Origin of the sequence: Paracoccus sp. SMMA_5_TC (assembly GCF_009696685.2) — a bacterium.
Lineage (GTDB): Bacteria > Pseudomonadota > Alphaproteobacteria > Rhodobacterales > Rhodobacteraceae > Paracoccus.
On sequence record NZ_CP102356.1, the window covers coordinates 144,898 to 163,594 of the forward strand.

Below are 18,697 nucleotides of genomic sequence, written 5' to 3' on the forward strand. Positions count from 1 at the left end.
TGACAGGGAAATCCTAGCGCAGAAGCCCCGACCTGTCACCCGCAAGTCATGGTTGCATCAGCCGGCGGGAAGGCGATCGCGGAATTGCTGATAGGCGTCCAGTGCCCTTTGTCGGCCCTGGGCGATCAGCTCGGGCGCGGCCGGCCGCCAGTTGCGGGCCAGCTGCCAGTCGGGGGGCAGCGTCTCCAGATAGGCCCGGGCCTGGGGACTGTCCGCGGTGCCGCCCTGCGGCAGCCAGGTCTTGCGATAGCGGCCGTCGGGGTCGAACTGCTCGGCCTGCCGCAGCGGGTTGAACACGCGGAAATAGGGTGCGGCATCGGGGCCGCAGCCCGCCACCCATTGCCAGTTCATCGCGTTCGAGGCCGGATCCCAGTCGGTCAGGCTGTCCTGGAAATGCGCCAGCCCCAGACGCCAGTCGGTCAGCACATGCTTGGTCAGCCAGCTGGCGACCACCATGCGCACGCGATTGTGCATCCGCCCGGTCACCCGCATTTCCCGCAGCCCGGCATCGACCAGCGCCACGCCGGTTCGGCCCTGCTGCCAGGCGTCGAAGGCCGGACCGTGCCCCTGCCAGGGGAAATCCGACCATTCCGCCCGCCACGGCGCGCGGTCCATGCGCGGAAAATCGATCAGCAGATGCCAGGCAAATTCGCGCCAGATCAGTTCCGACAGGAATTTCTCGATACCCTCAGCCAAGGCAGGTTCGGATGAGGCGCGCGCGCGGGCGATCTGCCAGATGCTGCGCGGGCTGATTTCCCCCAGGGCCAGGGCCTCGGACAGGCCCGAGGTGGCGTCAAGGTCGGGGCGGTCGCGCAGCCTTGCATAATCGCCCGCCCGATCCAGGAAATCGTCAAGCCGGGCCAGCGCCGCAGCTTCGCCGGCGGGCAGGGCAAAGCGTTCCAGAACCGCGCGACCGCTGTGCAGATCGGGCGCCAGATTCAGGTCGTCAAGGTCCAGAATCGGCAGATCGCCCCCGGCCAAGGGCGCGGCCATGGTCAGAGGGTTCGGGGCCGGGGGTGCCGGCCGGTCGGGGCCAAGCGCCCGCAACGCGCGGGCAAACGGCGACCAGACGCGATAGACGCCGCCCTGACCGGTGCGCAGTGCGGCCGGATGCACCAGCAGATGGCCCGGATGCAGCACCAGCGCCCCACCGAGCGCTGCGGCCACCCGCTCCTGCAATGCGCGCATGGCGGGTTCGGGCCAGTCGGCCTGATGCACGCGCGGCGCGCCGCTGCGCCGCATCAGTTCGGGCAGCAGCTCTTCGGGCTCGCCCCGAAGCAGCAACAGCCCTTGCCCGCCGCGGCGGCGCAGCTCCGCGTCAAAGGCGCGCAGCGCGCATTCAAGCCGCCAGCGCGGCGCGCTGCCCATGGCCAGGGTTGCCCGATCCAGGCAGAAAACCGCCCGCAAGGGCCCGTCGCGCAGCGCCGCCAGCAGTGCCGGGTTGTCGGCAAAGCGGAAATTGCGCGACAGCCACAGCAGGCCGGCCCCGCTCATCGCGCCGCCTCCCGGCTGTGGCCGGCTGCGGTTGTGTCGAGGCGCGGACCGGGATGCGCCATGGTCTCAGCCCAGACGGGTCAGCACATATTGCACGATCTGTTCGGCGGCCTGCTCGGGCGTCAGATCGACGGTATTGACCACCAGTTCGGCGTTCTCGGGCTGTTCATAGGGGCTGTCGATGCCGGTGAAGTTCTTCAGCTGGCCGGCGCGGGCCTTCTTGTAAAGCCCCTTGACGTCGCGCGCCTCGGCCACCTCCAGCGGCGTGTCGACAAAGACCTCGACGAACTCGCCCTCGGCCATCAGGTCGCGCACCATCCGCCGTTCGGATCGGAAGGGCGAGATGAAGGCGGTCAGCACGATCAGCCCGGCGTCGGTCATCAGCCGTGCCACCTCGCCCACGCGGCGGATGTTTTCCACCCGGTCGGCATCGGTAAAGCCCAGATCCCGGTTCAGCCCGTGGCGGATGTTGTCGCCATCCAGCAGGAAGGTGTGCTTGCCCAGGGCATGCAGCTTTTTCTCGACGATATTGGCGATGGTGGACTTGCCCGAACCCGACAGGCCGGTGAACCAGATGACGGCGGGTTTCTGGTTCTTCAGGCTGGCGTGGGCCTCGCGGTCGATGTCCAGCGCCTGCCAATGCACGTTCTGCGACCGGCGCAGGGCGAAATGGATCATCCCCGCCGCCACCGTGGCATTGGTCATGCGATCGATCAGGATGAAGCCGCCCAGATCGGGATTGCTGGCATAGGGCTCGAACGGGATCGCCCGATCGGTCGAGATATTGACGACGCCGATCGCGTTCAGGCTCAGGGTCTTGCTGGCCAGATGTTCCAGCGTGTTGACGTTCACCTCGTATTTCGGCTCGGTGACCGAGGCGGTCAGCAGTTGTGTGCCGATCTTGAGCAGATAGGGCCGACCGGGCAGCATTTCCTGTTCGGCCATCCAGACCAAGGTGGCCTCGAACTGGTCGGCGACCTCGCAAGGCGCATCGGCCTGAACGATCACATCGCCACGCGAGCAATCGATCTCGTCGGCGAAGGTCAGGGTGATCGACTGGCCAGCGACGGCCTGATCCAGGTCGCCGTCATACGTGACGATGGCCTTCACCGTCGTGGTCTTGCCCGATGGCAGCACCCGGATCGCATCGCCCGGCCGCACCGTCCCTGATCCGATCTGACCGGCAAAGCCGCGGAAATCGAGATTCGGGCGGTTCACCCATTGCACCGCCATGCGGAAGGGATGGTCCTGCATCCGGCTGTCGTTGACCGGTGCCTCCTCCAGATGGGACAGCAGCGTCGGGCCCTGATACCAGGGCATCTGGGCGCTGCGGCTGACGATATTGTCGCCCTTGAGCCCCGAGATCGGGATCGGCAGAAAGCTTTCCATGCCGATCTGCTTGGCGAAATGCGAATAGTCGCTGACGATTTCGTAGAACCGCTCGGCCGAGTAGTCGACCAGGTCCATCTTGTTCACCGCCAGCACGATGTTGCGGATCCCCAGCAGGTTCACAAGATAGCTGTGACGCCGGGTCTGGGTCAGCACGCCTTGCCGCGCGTCGATCAGGATGACGGCAAGATCGGCGGTCGAGGCACCGGTGACCATGTTGCGGGTGTATTGTTCGTGGCCGGGGGTGTCGGCCACGATGAACTTGCGCTTGTCGGTGGCAAAGAAACGATAGGCCACGTCGATGGTGATGCCCTGTTCGCGTTCGGCCGCCAGGCCGTCGACGAGCAGCGCGAAATCGATCTCGCCGCCCTGGGTGCCCACGGATTTGCTGTCGTGTTCCAGGCTGGCCAGCTGATCCTCGAAGATCATCTTGCTGTCGTAAAGCAGTCGGCCGATCAGCGTCGACTTGCCGTCATCGACAGAACCGCAGGTGATGAACCGCAGCATCGTCTTGTGCTGATGTTTCAGCAGATAGGCGTCGATGTCTTCGGCAATCAGCGCGTCGGTGACGTAGACGGGGTCTTTGGGCGCGGCGGTCATCAGAAATACCCCTCTTGTTTCTTTTTCTCCATCGAAGCGGTCTGGTCGTGGTCGATGGCCCGGCCCTGACGTTCGGATGTGGTGGTCAACAGCATTTCCTGGATGACCTCGGGCAAGGTCTTGGCGGTCGATTCGACTGCGCCGGTCAAGGGATAGCACCCCAGGGTGCGGAAGCGGACCGAGCGCATCATCGGCACTTCGCCTTCGCGCAGCCGGAACCGGTCGTCGTCGACCATGATCAGCAGGCCGTCGCGTTCCACCACCGGCCGCTCCTCTGCGAAATACAGCGGCACGATGTCGATGTTTTCCAGATGGATGTATTGCCAGATGTCCAGTTCCGTCCAGTTCGACAGCGGGAACACCCGGATCGATTCGCCCTTGCCCTTGCGGGTGTTGTAAAGCCTCCACAATTCGGGGCGCTGATTCTTGGGATCCCAGCGGTGATTGGCCGAGCGGAAGGAAAAGATCCGCTCCTTGGCGCGCGACTTTTCCTCGTCGCGGCGCGCGCCGCCGAAGGCCACGTCGAAATTGTATTTCGTCAGCGCCTGTTTCAGGCCATCGGTTTTCCACATGTCGGTGTGCAGGCTGCCGTGGTCGAAGGGGTTGATGCCCTTTTCCATGGCCTCGGGATTGTGGTGCACGATCAGCCGCATGCCGGCCTGTTCGGCCGCGCGGTCGCGCAATTCATACATGGCGCGGAATTTCCATGTGGTGTCCACATGCAGCAGGGGGAAGGGGGGCGGCGCCGGATGGAGCGCCTTCTTGGCCAGATGCAGCATGCAGGCCGAATCCTTGCCCACCGAATACAGCATCACCGGGTTTTCGGCCGTGGCCACGACCTCGCGCATGATCTGGATGCTTTCGGCCTCGAGCCGCTGCAGATGCGTAAGGGTCGAACTTGCGGTTTCGGCGCGGGCGGCGGTCTGGCTGGTCATGGAAATGCCCCTGTTCTGCGGTCGGGCGTCCTTTGCCAGATTTTCACAGCAATACCAAGTCCGATTGGGGGGTTGCCGGCGGTATCATCCCGCATGTGCGCAATGCGCGACCCGGGGGAACATCCATGCTGCACGTGCAGCAAAATTTTGCGATTGCGGCAAGAATGTAGTTGCGAATGTTCCTTTTCGACAAAAAACGATCATAAACGAAAATTCACGCTTGACCGTTGTCATCTGGCTGTTGCACCTTCGGTTCAGATGCTGTGTTGCGCACAAGGGAGGGTTCGGGCTTGTCATCGGCACCAGGGCAGATTGCCGACCTGTTCATCATTGGCGGCGGCATCAACGGCTGCGGTATCGCGCGCGACGCGGCCGGGCGCGGTCTGTCCGTGACATTGGCCGAAATGGGCGATCTGGCGCAGGCCACCTCCAGCGCCTCGACCAAGCTGTTCCACGGCGGCCTGCGCTATCTCGAGTTCTTTGAATTCCGTCTGGTGCGCGAGGCGCTGGAGGAGCGCGAGACGCTGCTGCGCGCCATGCCCCATATATCCTGGCCGATGCGCTTCGTGTTGCCCTATTCGCCGCAGATGCGTTTTGACAGCGACACGCCGACCTCGCGGCTGCTTGGGATGGTCATGCCGTGGATGCGCGGCCGGCGTCCGGCCTGGCTCATCCGCCTGGGGCTGTTTCTTTACGACAATCTGGGCGGCCGTCAGATCCTGCCCGGCACGCGGCGTCTGGATCTGGCCAACGATCCGCTGGGCAAGCCGCTGAAGCCGGGCTTTCGCCGGGGCTGGGAATATTCCGACTGCTGGGTGCAGGATGCGCGGCTGGTGGTGTTGAACGCGCGTGACGCGCAGGCGCGCGGGGCCACGATCATGACCCGCACCCGCGTGACCCGCGCCGAACGTCAGGGCGATCTGTGGCTGGTCAGCACCGAAGGTCCGGCGGGTCCGCGGCAGCATCGGGCGCGGGCGCTGGTCAATGCGGGCGGCCCCTGGGTGGAAAACGTCATCCGCGACGTTGCCCATATCGACTCGACCGAAGGCGTGCGTCTGGTGCGCGGCAGCCATATCGTGGTGCCGCGGCTATACGATCACGACCGCTGCTATTTCTTTCAGGGCAGCGACGGGCGCATCATCTTTGCCATTCCGTTCGAGGATGACTTCACCCTGATCGGCACCACCGACATGGATCACAAGGGCGCGCCCGGCGACGCCCGCTGCACGGATGAGGAGCGCGACTATCTGTGCGCCTTTGCCAGCCAGTATTTCGCCCGGCCCGTGACGCCCGATCAGGTGGTCTGGACCTATTCGGGTGTCCGCCCGCTTTACAACGATGGCGCCAAATCGGCGACGGCCGCCACGCGCGATTATGTGCTCAGCCTCGATGACCGGGGCGCGCCGCTGCTGAATGTGTTCGGGGGCAAGATCACCACCTATCGGCGCCTGGCCGAAAGCGCTCTGGGGCGGCTGGCGCGGTTCTTTCCGCAGGCGGGCCCGGACTGGACGGCAGGGGTGGCGCTGCCCGGCGGCGATTTCCCGGTCGATGGTTTCGATGAGCAGGTGGCGCGGCTGGGGGCGGCTTATCCGTTCCTTTCGGCCCGGCAACAGCGCCGGCTGGTGCGCACCTATGGAACCGAGGCTTTCCTGATGCTGGACGGTGCGCGCAGCGCCGCCGATCTGGGGCAGGATTTCGGCGCAGGTCTGACCGAGGTCGAGGTGAACTGGCTGGTGCGCGAGGAATTCGCGCGCGATGCCCAGGATATCCTGTGGCGACGCACGAAACTGGGATTGCACATGACGGACGAGCAGGCGCAAAGGCTGGCGGCCTATGTCCGGAACCTGCCGACCGTGAATGCGGCGGCTGAATAGGGTGGAGATTGGGAAAACGACATGGGGCTGGAGTTACGCGGCGTATCGCGGTCGGTAGGGGGGCGGGTTCACATCCATCCCACCGATCTGGAGTTGCAGAAGGGCACGATGAACGTGCTGCTGGGCCCGACACTGTCGGGCAAGACCAGCCTGATGCGGTTGATGGCGGGTCTGGATCAGCCCAGCACCGGCCGCATCTTCTGGGACGGTCAGGATGTCACCGGGATGCGGGTGCAGGATCGCGGCGTGGCCATGGTCTATCAGCAGTTCATCAATTACCCGGGGTTGAGCGTCTATGAAAACATCGCCTCGCCGCTGCGCATCCTGGGACGGCCGCAGGACGAAATCGACCGCAAGGTGCGCGAGACGGCCGAGATGCTGCGCCTGACCCCGATGCTGCAGCGCAAGCCGCTGGAACTGTCGGGGGGCCAGCAGCAGCGCTGTGCGCTGGCGCGGGCGCTGGTCAAGGGCGCGGGGCTGGTGCTGCTGGATGAACCGCTAGCCAACCTGGACTACAAGCTGCGCGAGGAACTGCGCATCGAGATCCCCCGCATCTTCGAGGCGTCGGGCGCGATCTTCGTCTATGCCACCACCGAACCCGAAGAGGCGCTGCTTCTGGGCGGTCATACGGCGACGCTGTGGGAAGGTCGCGTGACCCAGTTCGGCCCGACGCCCCAGGTCTATCGTCAGCCGCGCGATGCGACGACGGCGCGGGTTTTCTCGGACCCGCCGATGAATTTCGGCAGCCTGCGCCTGCGCGCGGGTCAGGCCAGCATGGCGGATGGCACTGTGCTGGCGGGCTTCCACGGCCTGTCGGACGGCGAATATACGGCCGGGTTCCGCGCCAACCATCTGACCCTGCATCCGGTCGAAGGCGCGGCAGAGCTGCGCTGCACGCTGATCGCGACCGAAATCACCGGCTCGGAAACCTTCCTGCACCTGGATCACGGCGGCGACCGCTGGGTGGGCCTGGTCGAGGGCGTGCATCCGCTGACCGCCGGACAGCCGGTTACCGTCTGGCTCGAGCCGCGCCACGTCTATCTGTTCGACGGCAAGGGCCAGCTGGCCGCCGCCGCCGCTTATGCAAAGGCCGCATGACATGGCACGGATCACCTTGCAAAACCTTGCCCACAGCTATCTGGCAGAGCCGCAATCGGACAAGGATTACGCGCTGAAGCAGATGGACCATGTCTGGGCCGACGGTGGCGCCTATGCGCTGCTGGGGGCCTCGGGCTGCGGCAAGACCACGCTGCTCAACATCATCTCGGGCTTGCTGACGCCCAGCCATGGCCGGGTCCTGTTCGGCGACCGCGACGTGACCGATGCGCCCACGGCCGAACGCAACATCGCCCAGGTCTTCCAGTTCCCGGTGGTCTACGACACCATGACGGTGCGCGACAACCTGGCCTTCCCGTTGCGCAACCGCGGCCAGGATGCGGCCTATGTCAAGGCGCGGGTGGAACAGATCGCCCGCATGATCGGGATGGAGGCGATGCTGTCGCGCAAGGCCATGGGCCTGACCGCCGATGCCAAGCAGAAGATCAGCCTTGGCCGCGGCATGGTGCGCGAGGACGTGAACGCGATCCTGTTCGACGAGCCGCTGACCGTTATCGACCCGCAGATGAAATGGGAATTGCGCACGCAGCTGAAACAGCTGCATCGCGAATTCGGCCACACGATGATCTATGTCACCCATGACCAGACCGAGGCGCTGACCTTTGCCCAGCAGGTGGTGGTGATGCACGAAGGCCGGGTGGTGCAGATGGGCACGCCCGAGGAACTGTTCGAGACCCCGGCTCATACGTTCGTGGGCTATTTCATCGGCTCTCCGGGAATGAACTTCCTGCCGGCCGAGGTGCGCGGGCGACAGGCGCAACTGGCCGATGGCAGTGTTGTCGCCCTGGGGGGGGATCATGGCAGCCCGTCGGGCCGGGTGCAGATCGGCATTCGTCCCGAACATGTCGTGCTGGCAGAAAGCGGCCTGGCGCTGAAGGTGCTGCGGGTCGAGGATGTCGGCCGCCACCGTCTGGTCCGCGGTGAAGTGGCGGGGCAGCCGCTTAACCTGGTCCTGCCAGAGGGCCAGACCCTGCCCGCGCAGCCCCACGTCCTGCTGACGCCGCACAAGATCAACGTCTATGCCGACGACTGGCGCGTCGCTCCGGCGCAAAAGGGGGCTGAGTGATGGAAAAGACCCAGAACAACAAGGCCTGGTTCCTGGTTCTGCCGGTGCTGGTGATCGTGGCCTTTTCGGCGATCATCCCGCTGATGACGGTGGTGAACTACGCCTTCAACGACACTTTCGGCAACAACGAATTCTTCTGGGCGGGCCTCGAATGGTTCGACGAGATGGTCCACAGCTCGCGCCTGCACGAGGCGCTGGGTCGGCAGGCGATCTTTTCGGCCATCATCCTGGCGATCGAGGTGCCGCTGGGCATCTTCGTTGCGCTGAACATGCCCAAGAAAGGGTTCTGGGCCAGCCTGGTGCTGGTGCTGATGGCGCTGCCATTGCTGATCCCGTTCAACGTCGTGGGCACCATCTGGCAGATCTTCGGGCGGGTGGATATCGGCCTGCTGGGCCGGACGCTCAAGACCCTGGGGATCGATTACAACTATACCAACGATCCGCTTGATGCCTGGGTCACGGTGATCGTGATGGATGTCTGGCACTGGACAAGCCTGGTCGCGCTGCTGTGCTATGCCGGGCTGCAATCGATCCCGCAGGCCTATTACCAGGCGGCCAAGATCGATCAGGCCAGCCGCTGGGCCGTATTCCGATATATCGAACTGCCCAAGATGAAGGGCGTCCTGCTGATCGCGGTGCTCTTGCGCTTCATGGACAGCTTCATGATCTACACCGAACCGTTCGTGGTCACCGGCGGTGGGCCCGGGAACTCGACCACCTTCCTGTCCATCGACCTGGTCAAGATGGCTGTGGGTCAGTTCGACCTTGGTCCGGCCGCGGCCTTCAGCCTGATGTATTTCCTTGTGATCCTGCTGGTCAGCTGGGTGTTCTACACCGTCATGACCAACATGGACCGCAGCCAGTCCGACATTCCGGAGGCCCTGTGATGCGCCTGAAATCCTCGACGCTGGTGATGGCGCTGTATCTGCTGTTCCTGATGGTGCCGATCTACTGGCTGGTCAACATGAGCTTCAAGACCAATGCCGAGATCACGGGTGCCTTCACCCTGTATCCGCATCAGCTGACCCTGCGGAACTATCAGGTGATCCTGACCGACCCCAGCTGGTACATGGGCTATGTCAACTCGATCATCTATGTGGTGATGAACACCGTCATCTCGATCGCGGTCGCGCTGCCTGCGGCCTATGCCTTCAGCCGCTACAACTTCATGGGGGACAAGCACCTGTTCTTCTGGCTGCTGACGAACCGCATGTCGCCGCCCGCAGTCTTTGCGCTGCCCTTCTTTCAGCTGTATTCATCGATCGGACTTTTCGATACCCATATTGCGGTCGCACTGGCCCATTGCCTGTTCAACGTGCCGCTGGCAGTCTGGATCCTGGAAGGCTTCATGCGCGGGGTGCCGAAGGAAATCGATGAGACTGCCTATATCGATGGCTACAGTTTCCCGCGGTTCTTCGTCAGGATCTTCATGCCGCTGATCGCCAGCGGGATCGGGGTCGCGGCCTTCTTCTGTTTCATGTTCTCTTGGGTCGAACTCTTGCTGAGCCGCACGCTGACCAGCGTCAATGCCAAGCCGATCGCCGCGACCATGACCCGCACGGTCAGCGCGTCGGGAATGGATTGGGGGGTGCTCGCCGCAGCGGGGGTGCTGACCATCGTGCCGGGTGCCTTGGTCATCTGGTTTGTGCGCAACTACATCGCCAAGGGCTTCGCCCTGGGGAGGGTGTGATGACCGATCTTGCCGCGCCTCGCGCGAACTGGCCTGCGATCTATGCGGCCGCGGTGGTGACCTTGGGCGCCGTGATGGGCCTTCTGATCTGGGCAGTGCCGGTGGTGGATGGCCAGAAACAGTGGTTTGCCCCCATGATCCCCGGCGGCTGGATGGCCTGGACCTTTCCGGTCGCGGTATTCTTCTGGGTCATCGCCAGCCTGCTGGTGCTGTTTACCATCTTGGCAATCCGTTTCCCGGAAACGCCGCGAATGGGCATCCTGCGCATCGAGACCACGCGCGGCGACAGGCTGTTCATCTCGCTTCTGGGCTCGGCCTTCATCTGCCTGGCCTGGCTGTTCTTTGCCGGTCCGCCGCTGTGGTGGGCCCTGGCACTGTGCCTTGCATATGCCGCAGCGGTGTTCCGCTGGGTGTGATCCATAACAAGCCGTCTCATCAGGGAGAAAGACATGAGACCCATCAAGACCACCACGGCCATGGCACTTGCGCTGCTGGTCATCGGGGCCCCGGCCTGGGCAGACATGGAGGCCGCCAAGAAATTCCTGGACGCCGAGATCGGCGATCTGTCGACCCTGTCGCGGGCCGATCAGGAAAAGGAAATGCAGTGGTTCATCGATGCCGCCAAGCCGCTGGCCGGCATGGAAATCAAGGTGGTGTCGGAAACCATCGCCACGCATGAATACGAATCCAAGGTGCTGGCCCCGGCCTTTACCGCCATTACCGGCATCAAGGTCACCCACGACCTGATCGGCGAGGGCGATGTCGTCGAAAAACTGCAGACCCAGATGCAGACCGGCGAGAATATCTATGACGGCTATGTCAACGACAGCGACCTGATCGGGACGCACTGGCGCTATCAGCAGGCGCGCAGCCTGACCAAATGGATGGCCGAAGAGGGCAAGGACTTCACCAGTCCGACCCTGGATCTGGACGATTTCATCGGATTGAAGTTCACCACCGCGCCGGATGGCGAACTGTATCAGCTGCCCGACCAGCAGTTCGCCAACCTTTACTGGTTCCGCTACGACTGGTTCAGCGACCAGAAGACCAAGGACGACTTCAAGGCCAAATACGGCTATGACCTGGGCGTGCCGGTCAACTGGTCGGCTTATGAGGATATTGCCGAATTCTTCACCGGCCGGGACATGTCCTATATCGAGGGTGGTCCCACAAAAGCCTGGGGCAACATGGATTACGGCAAGAAGGATCCTAGCCTTGGCTGGCGCTACACCGACGCCTGGATGTCCATGGCGGGCATGGGCGACAAGGGCGAGCCGAATGGCCTGCCGGTCGACGAATGGGGTATCCGCGTCGACGAGAACAGCCGACCGGTCGGTTCATGCGTGGCGCGAGGCGGCGCTACGAACGACGCGGCCGCGGTCTATGCCGTCACCAAGGCCATCGACTGGCTGAAGAAATACACCCCGCCGGAAGCCCAGGGCATGACATTCGGCGAGGCCGGACCGGTCCCGGCGCGCGGCGACATTGCCCAGCAGATGTTCTGGTATACGGCCTTTACCGCCGACATGGTCAAGCCCGGCACCGCCGTGGTGAACGAGGACGGAACCCCGAAATGGCGCATGGCTCCCAGCCCGCACGGCGCTTACTGGAGCGAGGGGACCAAGATCGGCTATCAGGACGTGGGCAGCTGGACGCTGATGAAATCGACCCCGGTCGAGCGCGCCCAGGCGGCATGGCTTTATGCGCAGTTCGTGACCTCCAAGACGGTGGACGTCAAGAAATCGCATGTCGGCCTGACCTTCATCCGCGAATCGACGATCCAGGACAAATCCTTCACCGAGCGCGCGCCGAAGCTGGGCGGTCTGATCGAATTCTATCGTTCGCCTGCGCGCGTTCAGTGGTCGCCCACCGGCACCAACATCCCTGACTATCCCAAGCTGGCACAGCTGTGGTGGCAGAACATCGGCGATGCACTGTCGGGTGCCAAGACGCCGCAGCAGGCACTGGATGCGCTGTGCGCCGAACAGGAAAAGGTGCTGGCGCGGATCGAGCGTTCGGGCGTGCAGGGCGACCTGGGCCCCAAGCTGAACGAGGAAAAGGATCCGCAGGAATGGCTGGATGCCGAGGGCTCGCCCGTGGGTCCGCTGGAAAACGAAAAGCCCCAGGGCGAAACGATTTCCTATGACGAGCTGATCAAGTCCTGGCAATAAGCCGGGCGCAAACGAAGGGCGCCGGCGGTTCATTCCGCCGGCGCCTGCCTTTTTTCTGAATGCAGTGCTGTCGTGGCCAGTTGCGCCAGCGGCTGCACGATCAGGCCTTCGGGGCCTTGCGCCAGATGCGCGGAAATGCCGTAGACAAGGGCCAGGTTTGCCTTGGTCAGCACCTCATGCGGCGGGCCATCGGCTGCGATCTTTCCCTGGTGCAGCAGCACCAGCCGCGTGCAATACCGCGCAGCAAGCCCCAGATCATGGCAAGAGGCGACGACCGTTCGGCCTTGTCGGGCCAGTTTGCGAAAGACTTCCATCACCCACAGCTGCGCGGCCGGGTCCAGACCCGCGATCGGCTCATCGGCCAGCAGCAGCGGCGTGTCCTGCGCCAGCGCCCGCGCGATCAGCGTGCGTGCCAGTTCCCCGCCCGACAGTCTGTCGGCAGGACGGTGGCGCAGGTCTTGCAACCCCATGGTCGCGATGGCCGCCTCGACGGCGCTGCGGGCCGCGGCATTGCCGCTACCGCCGTGCGGAATACGGCCCAAAGCCACCACCGCCTGGACGGGCATGGGCCAGGCCATGTCGCGCACCTGCGGCAGATAGGCGACCGCACGGGCGCGTTGCGCCGCGGGCAGGCGGGCCAGCGAACTGTGGCCCTCCGCAGCCACCAGCCCCAAGGCCGCGCGCATCAGCGTGGACTTGCCGGCGCCGTTCGGACCCAGCAGGCCAAGAAATTCGCCCGGCGCCACGCTGAGGTCGATGCCCGTCACCACGCTGCGATCCCTGCGCCTGACCGTCAATTGTCGCAGCTGCATCACAGGCCCTCGCGCCGGGTCTTGAGGATCAGGTGCAGAAAGAACGGCGCGCCCACCAGCGCCGTCAGCACCCCCAGCTTCAGGTCGCGGTCGGGCGCGATCAGCCGCACCGCGATATCGGCCGCCAATACCATGGCCGCCCCGCCCAGTGTCGCCGCTGGCAGCAGCCGCGCCGGGCTGCCCTGGGTCGCGCGCCGCAGCAGATGCGGCACCACCAGCCCGACAAAGCCGATGGCTCCCGCAACCGCGGTGGCGCCGCCGACCGCCAGCGCGATGCCCAGGGTCAGCACAAGCCGCACCCGGCGCAGATGCACGCCCAGCGACATTGCGGCGTCCTCGCCCAGGCTCAGTGCCTCGATGGCGCGGCCCAGCCGCCACAGCAGTGCCAGGCCCACCAGGATCGGCGGCGCGGCGATGGCCAGGTGCAGCAGCGACCGGTCGGCCAGCGATCCCATCATCCAGAACACGATCTCGTTCGCGGCAAAGGGGTTGGGCGACAGGCTGAGCACCAGCGAACTGCCGGCCCCGGCCAGCGCCGAAATCGCGATGCCCGCAAGGATCAGCCCCAGCGCAGTGCCGTGCGGTCCCGCCAGGACCAGCACCAGCAGCATCGCGATGCCCGCCCCCGTCAGGGCGGCCAGAGGCAGCCCCAGCGCCCATGCCGCCGCCAGCCCCCCCTGCATTGCCAGCACCGCCCCCAGCGCGGCCGCGGCCGAGGTGCCGATCAGCCCCGGTTCGGCCAGCGGGTTGCGCAGAAACCCTTGCAGCGCGGCGCCGGATGCCCCCAGGGCCGCGCCGACCAGCCCACCCAGCAGCGCCCGCGGCAGGCGGATTTCGCGCATGATGGTGCCGTAAAGCCCATCGTCGGACCACAGCGCCGCCAGGCTGGCGCCGGGCGGCAATCGCGCCGGGCCGATCAGCAGCGACGCCAGGCACAGTCCCAGCACCAAAGTCGCCAGCAGTGCCAGCAGGGGGATGTCTTGGCGGGTCACGGTCGGGCGCCGATCACTTGCCGCGCGTCGCGCAGCCCTGCGATGGCGCGCAGCACATGCGGGGTGCCGCAGACCCATTCGGGCCCGGTGGCGTCGAACAGCGTGTCCTGCGCGCGCAGCCGGTCCAGCGCTGGGTGGTCCATCACCTCTTCGGCGCGGGAATGGCCTGGAAAGGGACGGTCGCGCAGCACCAGATCGGGCGCGGCCAGCAGCAACCGCTCCAACGGGATCTGGCCGCCGGCGGACAGGCCGATGCGGTCGGCGACATTGTCAAAGCCGGCCTCGGCCAGGATCTGGCCGGCCAGACTGTCCGCCGTGGCGCTGTAGCCATTGGCACCATAAAGCGCCGCCTGCGGGCGTGGGCCGGGCGACACGGGGGCGGTCAGCGCCGCCAGATCGGCGTCGAACTGTGCCAGCAGGTCGGCTGCGCGCCGCTGGCGGCCCAGCAGCGCGCCCATGCGCAGGATATTGGCGCGGATGCCGGCGATGTCGGCGTCCGGCGCGAACACCTCGACCCGCAGCCCGTGGTCGCGCAGCATCCGCAAGGTTGAAGGCGCGGTCCAGCTGCCGGCCAGCACCAGATCGGGGCGGATCAGCAGCACCTCTTCGGCGCCGGCGCGGTTGACGGGATAGCGCCGCGCCTCGGCCGCCATGGCCGAGGAGGCGGGATCGCGTGCCAGCCAGGATACCGACACCAGCTGCCCGGGCGCGGCCAGCATCATCGCCAGCTGATCGGTGCACAGGTTCAGCGACACCACACGCGCTGGCGCGGCCAGAACGGGTGCCGTCAGCCCGGCCAGAAACAACACAGCGGCGGCCAGCAGGCGCGTTACCACCGCGCCTCCAGCCCGGCATAGGCGGTGCGGCCCTGACCGTAATAGCCCCAGCTTTCGGAATGGCGTTGGTCGAACAGGTTCACCACCCGCAGCGTGGCACGCAGGTTGTCGTCGATGTCATAGCCGCCCGACAGGTTGACCAGATTGATCGCCGGCAGTTCCGCGGTGGCGTAATCGCCAAAGAAGCGGGTGTCGTAATTGCCCGAAACATGCCGGTAATCGGCGGTGATGCGGCCGCGCCCGTCCAGAACCGCCAGCGATGCGGTCAGCCCGACTTCGTGGCGCGGCCGGCGCAGCTCGATGCTGCCGTCGGGGTTGGTGGCATCCAGATAGGTATAGGCCAGTCCCACATCCAGCCGATCGGTCGGACGTAGCTGCGCGCTGACCTCGACCCCCTGGCGCGGGCTGTCGCCCGACTGGTTGCGATAGCTGAAATACTGTGTGGTGCCGTCGCTGCTGACCAGATAGTCCTCGATCTCGTCGCGCAGGGTCTCGCGGAACCAGGTGACATCGATGCTGCCGCGGTCGTCGGGCAATTGCCATTCCACCCCCAGATCGAAGCCGCGGTTCTGTTGCGGCCGCAGCAGCGGATTGCCCCGATAGACCGAAGTACCCCAGGGGCCGCTGTAGGTCGCATCGGCGAAAAGTTCCCAATAGGATGGGTTGACGATGCCCTTGCCGGCCGACCCATGCAGCCGGAACGGCCGGTCCGGCACCGCCCAGGACAGCCCCAGGTTCCAGCTGGTGGCATCGGCGAACACCTGGTTCAGGTCGCGGCGCAACCCCGCCTGCACGTCCAGCCCGTTGTCCAGAAAGCCGCGATATTCCACCGCGACCGAGGACATCCGCCGCCGATAGTCCGGTGCGACCGAGGAATCGTCGCGCTGGCGCTCGGCCATGATGTTCAGCAGGTGGCCGGCCTGCGCCGCCGGCTGCCCGTCGAGCGACACGGTGGCGCGGTATTTCAGCTTGGCCACCCGTCCGCGATTTTGCGGCCCGTCGTCAAAGCTTTGGCGAAAATCGGTTTTCTGATATTCCAGCCGCTGGACCAACCGGCCGTCCAGGGCCGTGAATTCGGTCCATAGGGCGCCCTGGCGTTCGTCGCGGTCGCTGTGGGCGTTGGGGTCGTCGACCACGAAATCGGCCGGATCAATGGCCGCCGGGTTGGTGCCGTCATAGCCGTAGCTCTCATCCGCGCGGCGCAGGCTGGCCCCCATGCGCCAGTCCGGCGTGGCGGCGATCCAGCCCGACAGCGCAATGGTCTTGCGGTTGATGCCGTCCTTTTCGCCGCCGTCGCCCGATTGGTCGAACCCGTGGTCGTCGCGCGCCGACAGGTTCAGCGCCAGCCCGCCGCTTTCGCCGTTATGGCTGACATGGGCCGTTGCTGCCGCGCCATTGCCCAGCTCGGCGCTGGCGCCATAGTGCAGGCCAGGTTCGGTCCCCCGGCTGATGATATTGATGACGCCCGCCGCCGCGTTCGAGCCGTAGAATACCGACTGCGGGCCGCGCAGCACCTCGATGCGCTCGATATTGGCGGTTTCCAAGCCGCTGAGGATATATTCCTCGGCGCTGCCAGTGGCCTCGATGCCATCGATCAGCAACAGCGCATGGCCCGATTCGCTGCCGCGCACCCGCAGCTGGGTATAGGACGGGCCGACGCTGTTGACCGAGACCCCCGGCACCGTGCGCAGTGCATCCTGGATGCGGCTGGACCCGCGCCGGGCGATCTGCTGTTCGTCCAGCACCGTATAGGCGCGGCCATAGGCGTTGCCGGGAACCGGCGTGAAACCGGCCGACAGGATCAGCGGTTGCAGGGTGATCGCGTCCTGGGCAAGGGCGGCCGCCGGGGACAGTGCGGCGGTCAGCGCAAGGATGGAACTGCGGGCAAGGGTCATGTCCGGGCCTTTCGGTCGCGGCGCAAGGCCGCGGTTAGCAGGGCGCGCGCGCCCCGGGCCGACCGGCCGCAAGCCCGCGCTGTGACAATCACCGCTGCGGTCGGGCCGCTTTCCGGGCGCGCCCCGCGCCGGAAATGGGTGAGTGCTGCGGCAGGTCTCCTGGCTTGCGGATCATCGCGCGGACCGGCCTTCCCGGGATGACCCAGTGGCCAGGGGTGGTCCTTTGCTCTCCGCTCACAGTTGCGGGGGCAGCCGCGGCCTTGCCCGAGGGCGCACCGCGTTCCCTTTTCACCCTGGCTTGCACCAGGGAACCGTAGCGGGCCTGCCTTGCCGCAAGCCGGGGCCGGCTGTCAAGCATCCTGCGCCCGAAATGCCAAGCCGCGCCCTTCGACGAAGGGGCGCGGCCGGCTGTTCAAGGCTTGCGGATCAGCCGGCGGCGATGCTGGGCGTGCCGGCCTGGGCCAGGGTGGCGCGGATGGCCAGGGCCAGTCGTCGCGCACCCTCGGCCAGCTGCGCGGGCTCGTTCAGGGTAAAGTTCAGCCGCAGGGCGCGCCGGTCCAGCCCCTCGGGGTCAAAGACGCTGCTGGGCGAGATGCAGACGCCATGGGCCAGCGCCTGTTCCAGCAGCAGATCGGTGTTCAGGCGCGGATCGCGGGCGGTGGCCCAGACGAACATGCCGCCGCTGGGCACCTGCCAGTCCAGCAGATCGGCCAGATGCTGCTGCATCGCCTGGCACAGCGCATCCCTGCGGGCGCGATACAGTTCCAGGATGCGGGGCCGGATGCGTTCGGTCAGCCCCAGTTCCAGCGCGCGCAGCGCCAGCATCTGCGACAGGCCGCTGCTGCACATGTCGGTGCCCTGCTTGGCCGTGGCCAATGCCGCGATCAGCCTGGGGGCGGCGATCACCCAGCCGATGCGCAGGCCCGGCGTCAGTTCCTTGGACAGCGATCCCATGTAGATCACCGGGCCATCATAGGGCCGCCCCGGCTGGCTTGCCGCGGACAGTTCCAGCAGTCGCGGCAAGGGTTCGCCATCGTAATAAAGAACGCCGTAGGGGTCGTCCTCGATCAGCCAGGTGCCGGTGGCATGGGCGGCCGCGACCAGTGACTGGCGTTCGGCCAAGGTCACCAGCCTGCCGCTGGGGTTCGAGAAGTTGGGCACCGTATAGGCGAATTGCGCCCCATCCAGCGCCCGCAGCGGGTCGTGGCCGGCGCTGCCGATGCGCATGGGGCGGTATTGCGGCTGATGCGGCAGCCAGGCGTCCAACGCCCCCAGATAGGCGGGGCTTTGCGCGGCAATGCTGTCGCCGGGGTGCAGCAGCACCCGGCCGACCAGGTCCAGCGCCTGCATGCCGCCGGTGGTGATCAGCACGTTGTCGCGCGTCAGCTGCACATCGCCAGTGGAATAGCGTTGCGCGATCAGGTCGCGCAGCGCTGGCAGGCCCGGGATCGGGCCATAGCCCAGCGTCTCGGCCGGGTGTTCGCGGATCAGCCGGGCCGCCAGATCGGCCATCTCTTCGACCGGCCAGGTGCCGGGATCGGGCAGCCCCCCGCCCAGGTTGATCAGCCCCGGGATCTGGCCGGCTGACAGGAACACCGAGGTCACGTCATTGGTCCGGGCCAGCCAATCGGCAAGGCGCGGCCGATGCGGGACCGGTGCGGGCAGGGCGGTGTCGGGGGTATGCTGAAGCGCAAGCGAAAGCGGTGCGGCCATGGCGTCCTCATCTAGCTGCACAGAATATACACCGATTCCGGTGCCGAATCCCTGCAATCTCTTGTGCCATTGCCGAATTTCGTGCAGCAATTCGCCCAGTATTGGCTCAGGCAG

15 protein-coding genes and 1 riboswitch are annotated in these 18,697 nt (G+C 65.8%); of the genes, 7 read left to right on the top strand and 8 right to left on the bottom strand.

Translation table 11 applies throughout. The features are described 5' to 3' along the window. Positions 1-57: 57 nt before the first annotated feature. The 3 genes from GB880_RS14330 to cysD form a co-directional block, all read right to left on the bottom strand. Positions 58-1,494 carry a cryptochrome/photolyase family protein gene (locus tag GB880_RS14330; RefSeq protein ID WP_263467416.1) on the bottom strand — a complete coding sequence of 479 codons (1,437 nt, stop codon included), beginning with the start codon at positions 1,492-1,494 and terminating at the stop codon, positions 58-60. A 66-nt stretch (positions 1,495-1,560) separates the two neighbouring features. Then, positions 1,561-3,483, bottom strand: coding sequence for a sulfate adenylyltransferase subunit CysN (gene cysN / locus GB880_RS14335; RefSeq protein ID WP_154492707.1), 1,923 nt, complete (start codon positions 3,481-3,483; stop codon positions 1,561-1,563). Beyond that, positions 3,483-4,418: a sulfate adenylyltransferase subunit CysD gene (gene cysD / locus GB880_RS14340; RefSeq protein ID WP_154550599.1), complete on the bottom strand. Its 936-nt coding sequence runs from the start codon at positions 4,416-4,418 to the stop codon at positions 3,483-3,485. Before cysD ends, cysN begins: the two co-directional genes overlap by 1 nt. Before the next feature lie 290 nt (positions 4,419-4,708). On the opposite strand from cysD, the gene glpD reads away from it, so the two are divergent. From glpD to GB880_RS14375, 7 genes are read left to right on the top strand one after another with little or no spacing between them, the layout of a single operon-like run. Further along, entirely contained in the window at positions 4,709-6,292 is a 1,584-nt protein-coding gene (glpD, locus tag GB880_RS14345) for a glycerol-3-phosphate dehydrogenase (RefSeq protein ID WP_154492703.1), read from the top strand. 21 nt (positions 6,293-6,313) lie between these two features. After that, complete coding sequence (locus GB880_RS14350) at positions 6,314-7,390, top strand: ABC transporter ATP-binding protein (protein WP_154492701.1); 1,077 nt, start codon at positions 6,314-6,316, stop codon at positions 7,388-7,390. A 1-nt stretch (position 7,391) separates the two neighbouring features. Further along, positions 7,392-8,474, top strand: a complete 1,083-nt coding sequence (locus GB880_RS14355) for an ABC transporter ATP-binding protein (RefSeq protein ID WP_263467417.1) — start codon at positions 7,392-7,394, stop codon at positions 8,472-8,474. Beyond that, positions 8,474-9,361 (top strand): carbohydrate ABC transporter permease, encoded by an 888-nt coding sequence (locus GB880_RS14360; RefSeq protein ID WP_154492699.1) that lies wholly within the window; start codon positions 8,474-8,476, stop codon positions 9,359-9,361. The genes GB880_RS14355 and GB880_RS14360 overlap by 1 nt, the downstream gene beginning before the upstream one ends. Then, positions 9,361-10,164, top strand: coding sequence for a carbohydrate ABC transporter permease (locus GB880_RS14365; protein ID WP_154492697.1), 804 nt, complete (start codon positions 9,361-9,363; stop codon positions 10,162-10,164). The genes GB880_RS14360 and GB880_RS14365 overlap by 1 nt, the downstream gene beginning before the upstream one ends. Then, positions 10,164-10,580 (top strand): DUF2160 domain-containing protein, encoded by a 417-nt coding sequence (locus GB880_RS14370; RefSeq protein WP_154492695.1) that lies wholly within the window; start codon positions 10,164-10,166, stop codon positions 10,578-10,580. The genes GB880_RS14365 and GB880_RS14370 overlap by 1 nt, the downstream gene beginning before the upstream one ends. A gap of 33 nt (positions 10,581-10,613) precedes the next feature. Further along, positions 10,614-12,335: an ABC transporter substrate-binding protein gene (locus tag GB880_RS14375; protein ID WP_154492693.1), complete on the top strand. Its 1,722-nt coding sequence runs from the start codon at positions 10,614-10,616 to the stop codon at positions 12,333-12,335. Between the two features lie 29 nt (positions 12,336-12,364). Here GB880_RS14375 and GB880_RS14380 read toward each other — a convergent pair whose 3' ends face one another. The 5 genes from GB880_RS14380 to GB880_RS14400 form a co-directional block, all read right to left on the bottom strand. After that, the gene (locus tag GB880_RS14380) at positions 12,365-13,147 is read right to left on the bottom strand and encodes an ABC transporter ATP-binding protein (protein ID WP_154492691.1); all 783 of its coding nucleotides are present in this window, start codon (positions 13,145-13,147) and stop codon (positions 12,365-12,367) included. After that, entirely contained in the window at positions 13,147-14,139 is a 993-nt protein-coding gene (locus tag GB880_RS14385) for a FecCD family ABC transporter permease (RefSeq protein ID WP_263467418.1), read from the bottom strand. The genes GB880_RS14380 and GB880_RS14385 overlap by 1 nt, the downstream gene beginning before the upstream one ends. Then, positions 14,136-14,975 (bottom strand): ABC transporter substrate-binding protein, encoded by an 840-nt coding sequence (locus GB880_RS14390; RefSeq protein WP_263467419.1) that lies wholly within the window; start codon positions 14,973-14,975, stop codon positions 14,136-14,138. The genes GB880_RS14385 and GB880_RS14390 overlap by 4 nt, the downstream gene beginning before the upstream one ends. Then, positions 14,969-16,870 carry a TonB-dependent receptor plug domain-containing protein gene (locus GB880_RS14395; RefSeq protein WP_154492687.1) on the bottom strand — a complete coding sequence of 634 codons (1,902 nt, stop codon included), beginning with the start codon at positions 16,868-16,870 and terminating at the stop codon, positions 14,969-14,971. Before GB880_RS14395 ends, GB880_RS14390 begins: the two co-directional genes overlap by 7 nt. 132 nt (positions 16,871-17,002) lie before the next feature. Next, a riboswitch (cobalamin riboswitch) is annotated at positions 17,003-17,201 on the bottom strand. Between the two features lie 95 nt (positions 17,202-17,296). Then, positions 17,297-18,583, bottom strand: a complete 1,287-nt coding sequence (locus GB880_RS14400; RefSeq protein WP_154492685.1) for an aminotransferase-like domain-containing protein — start codon at positions 18,581-18,583, stop codon at positions 17,297-17,299. Positions 18,584-18,697 lie beyond the last annotated feature (114 nt).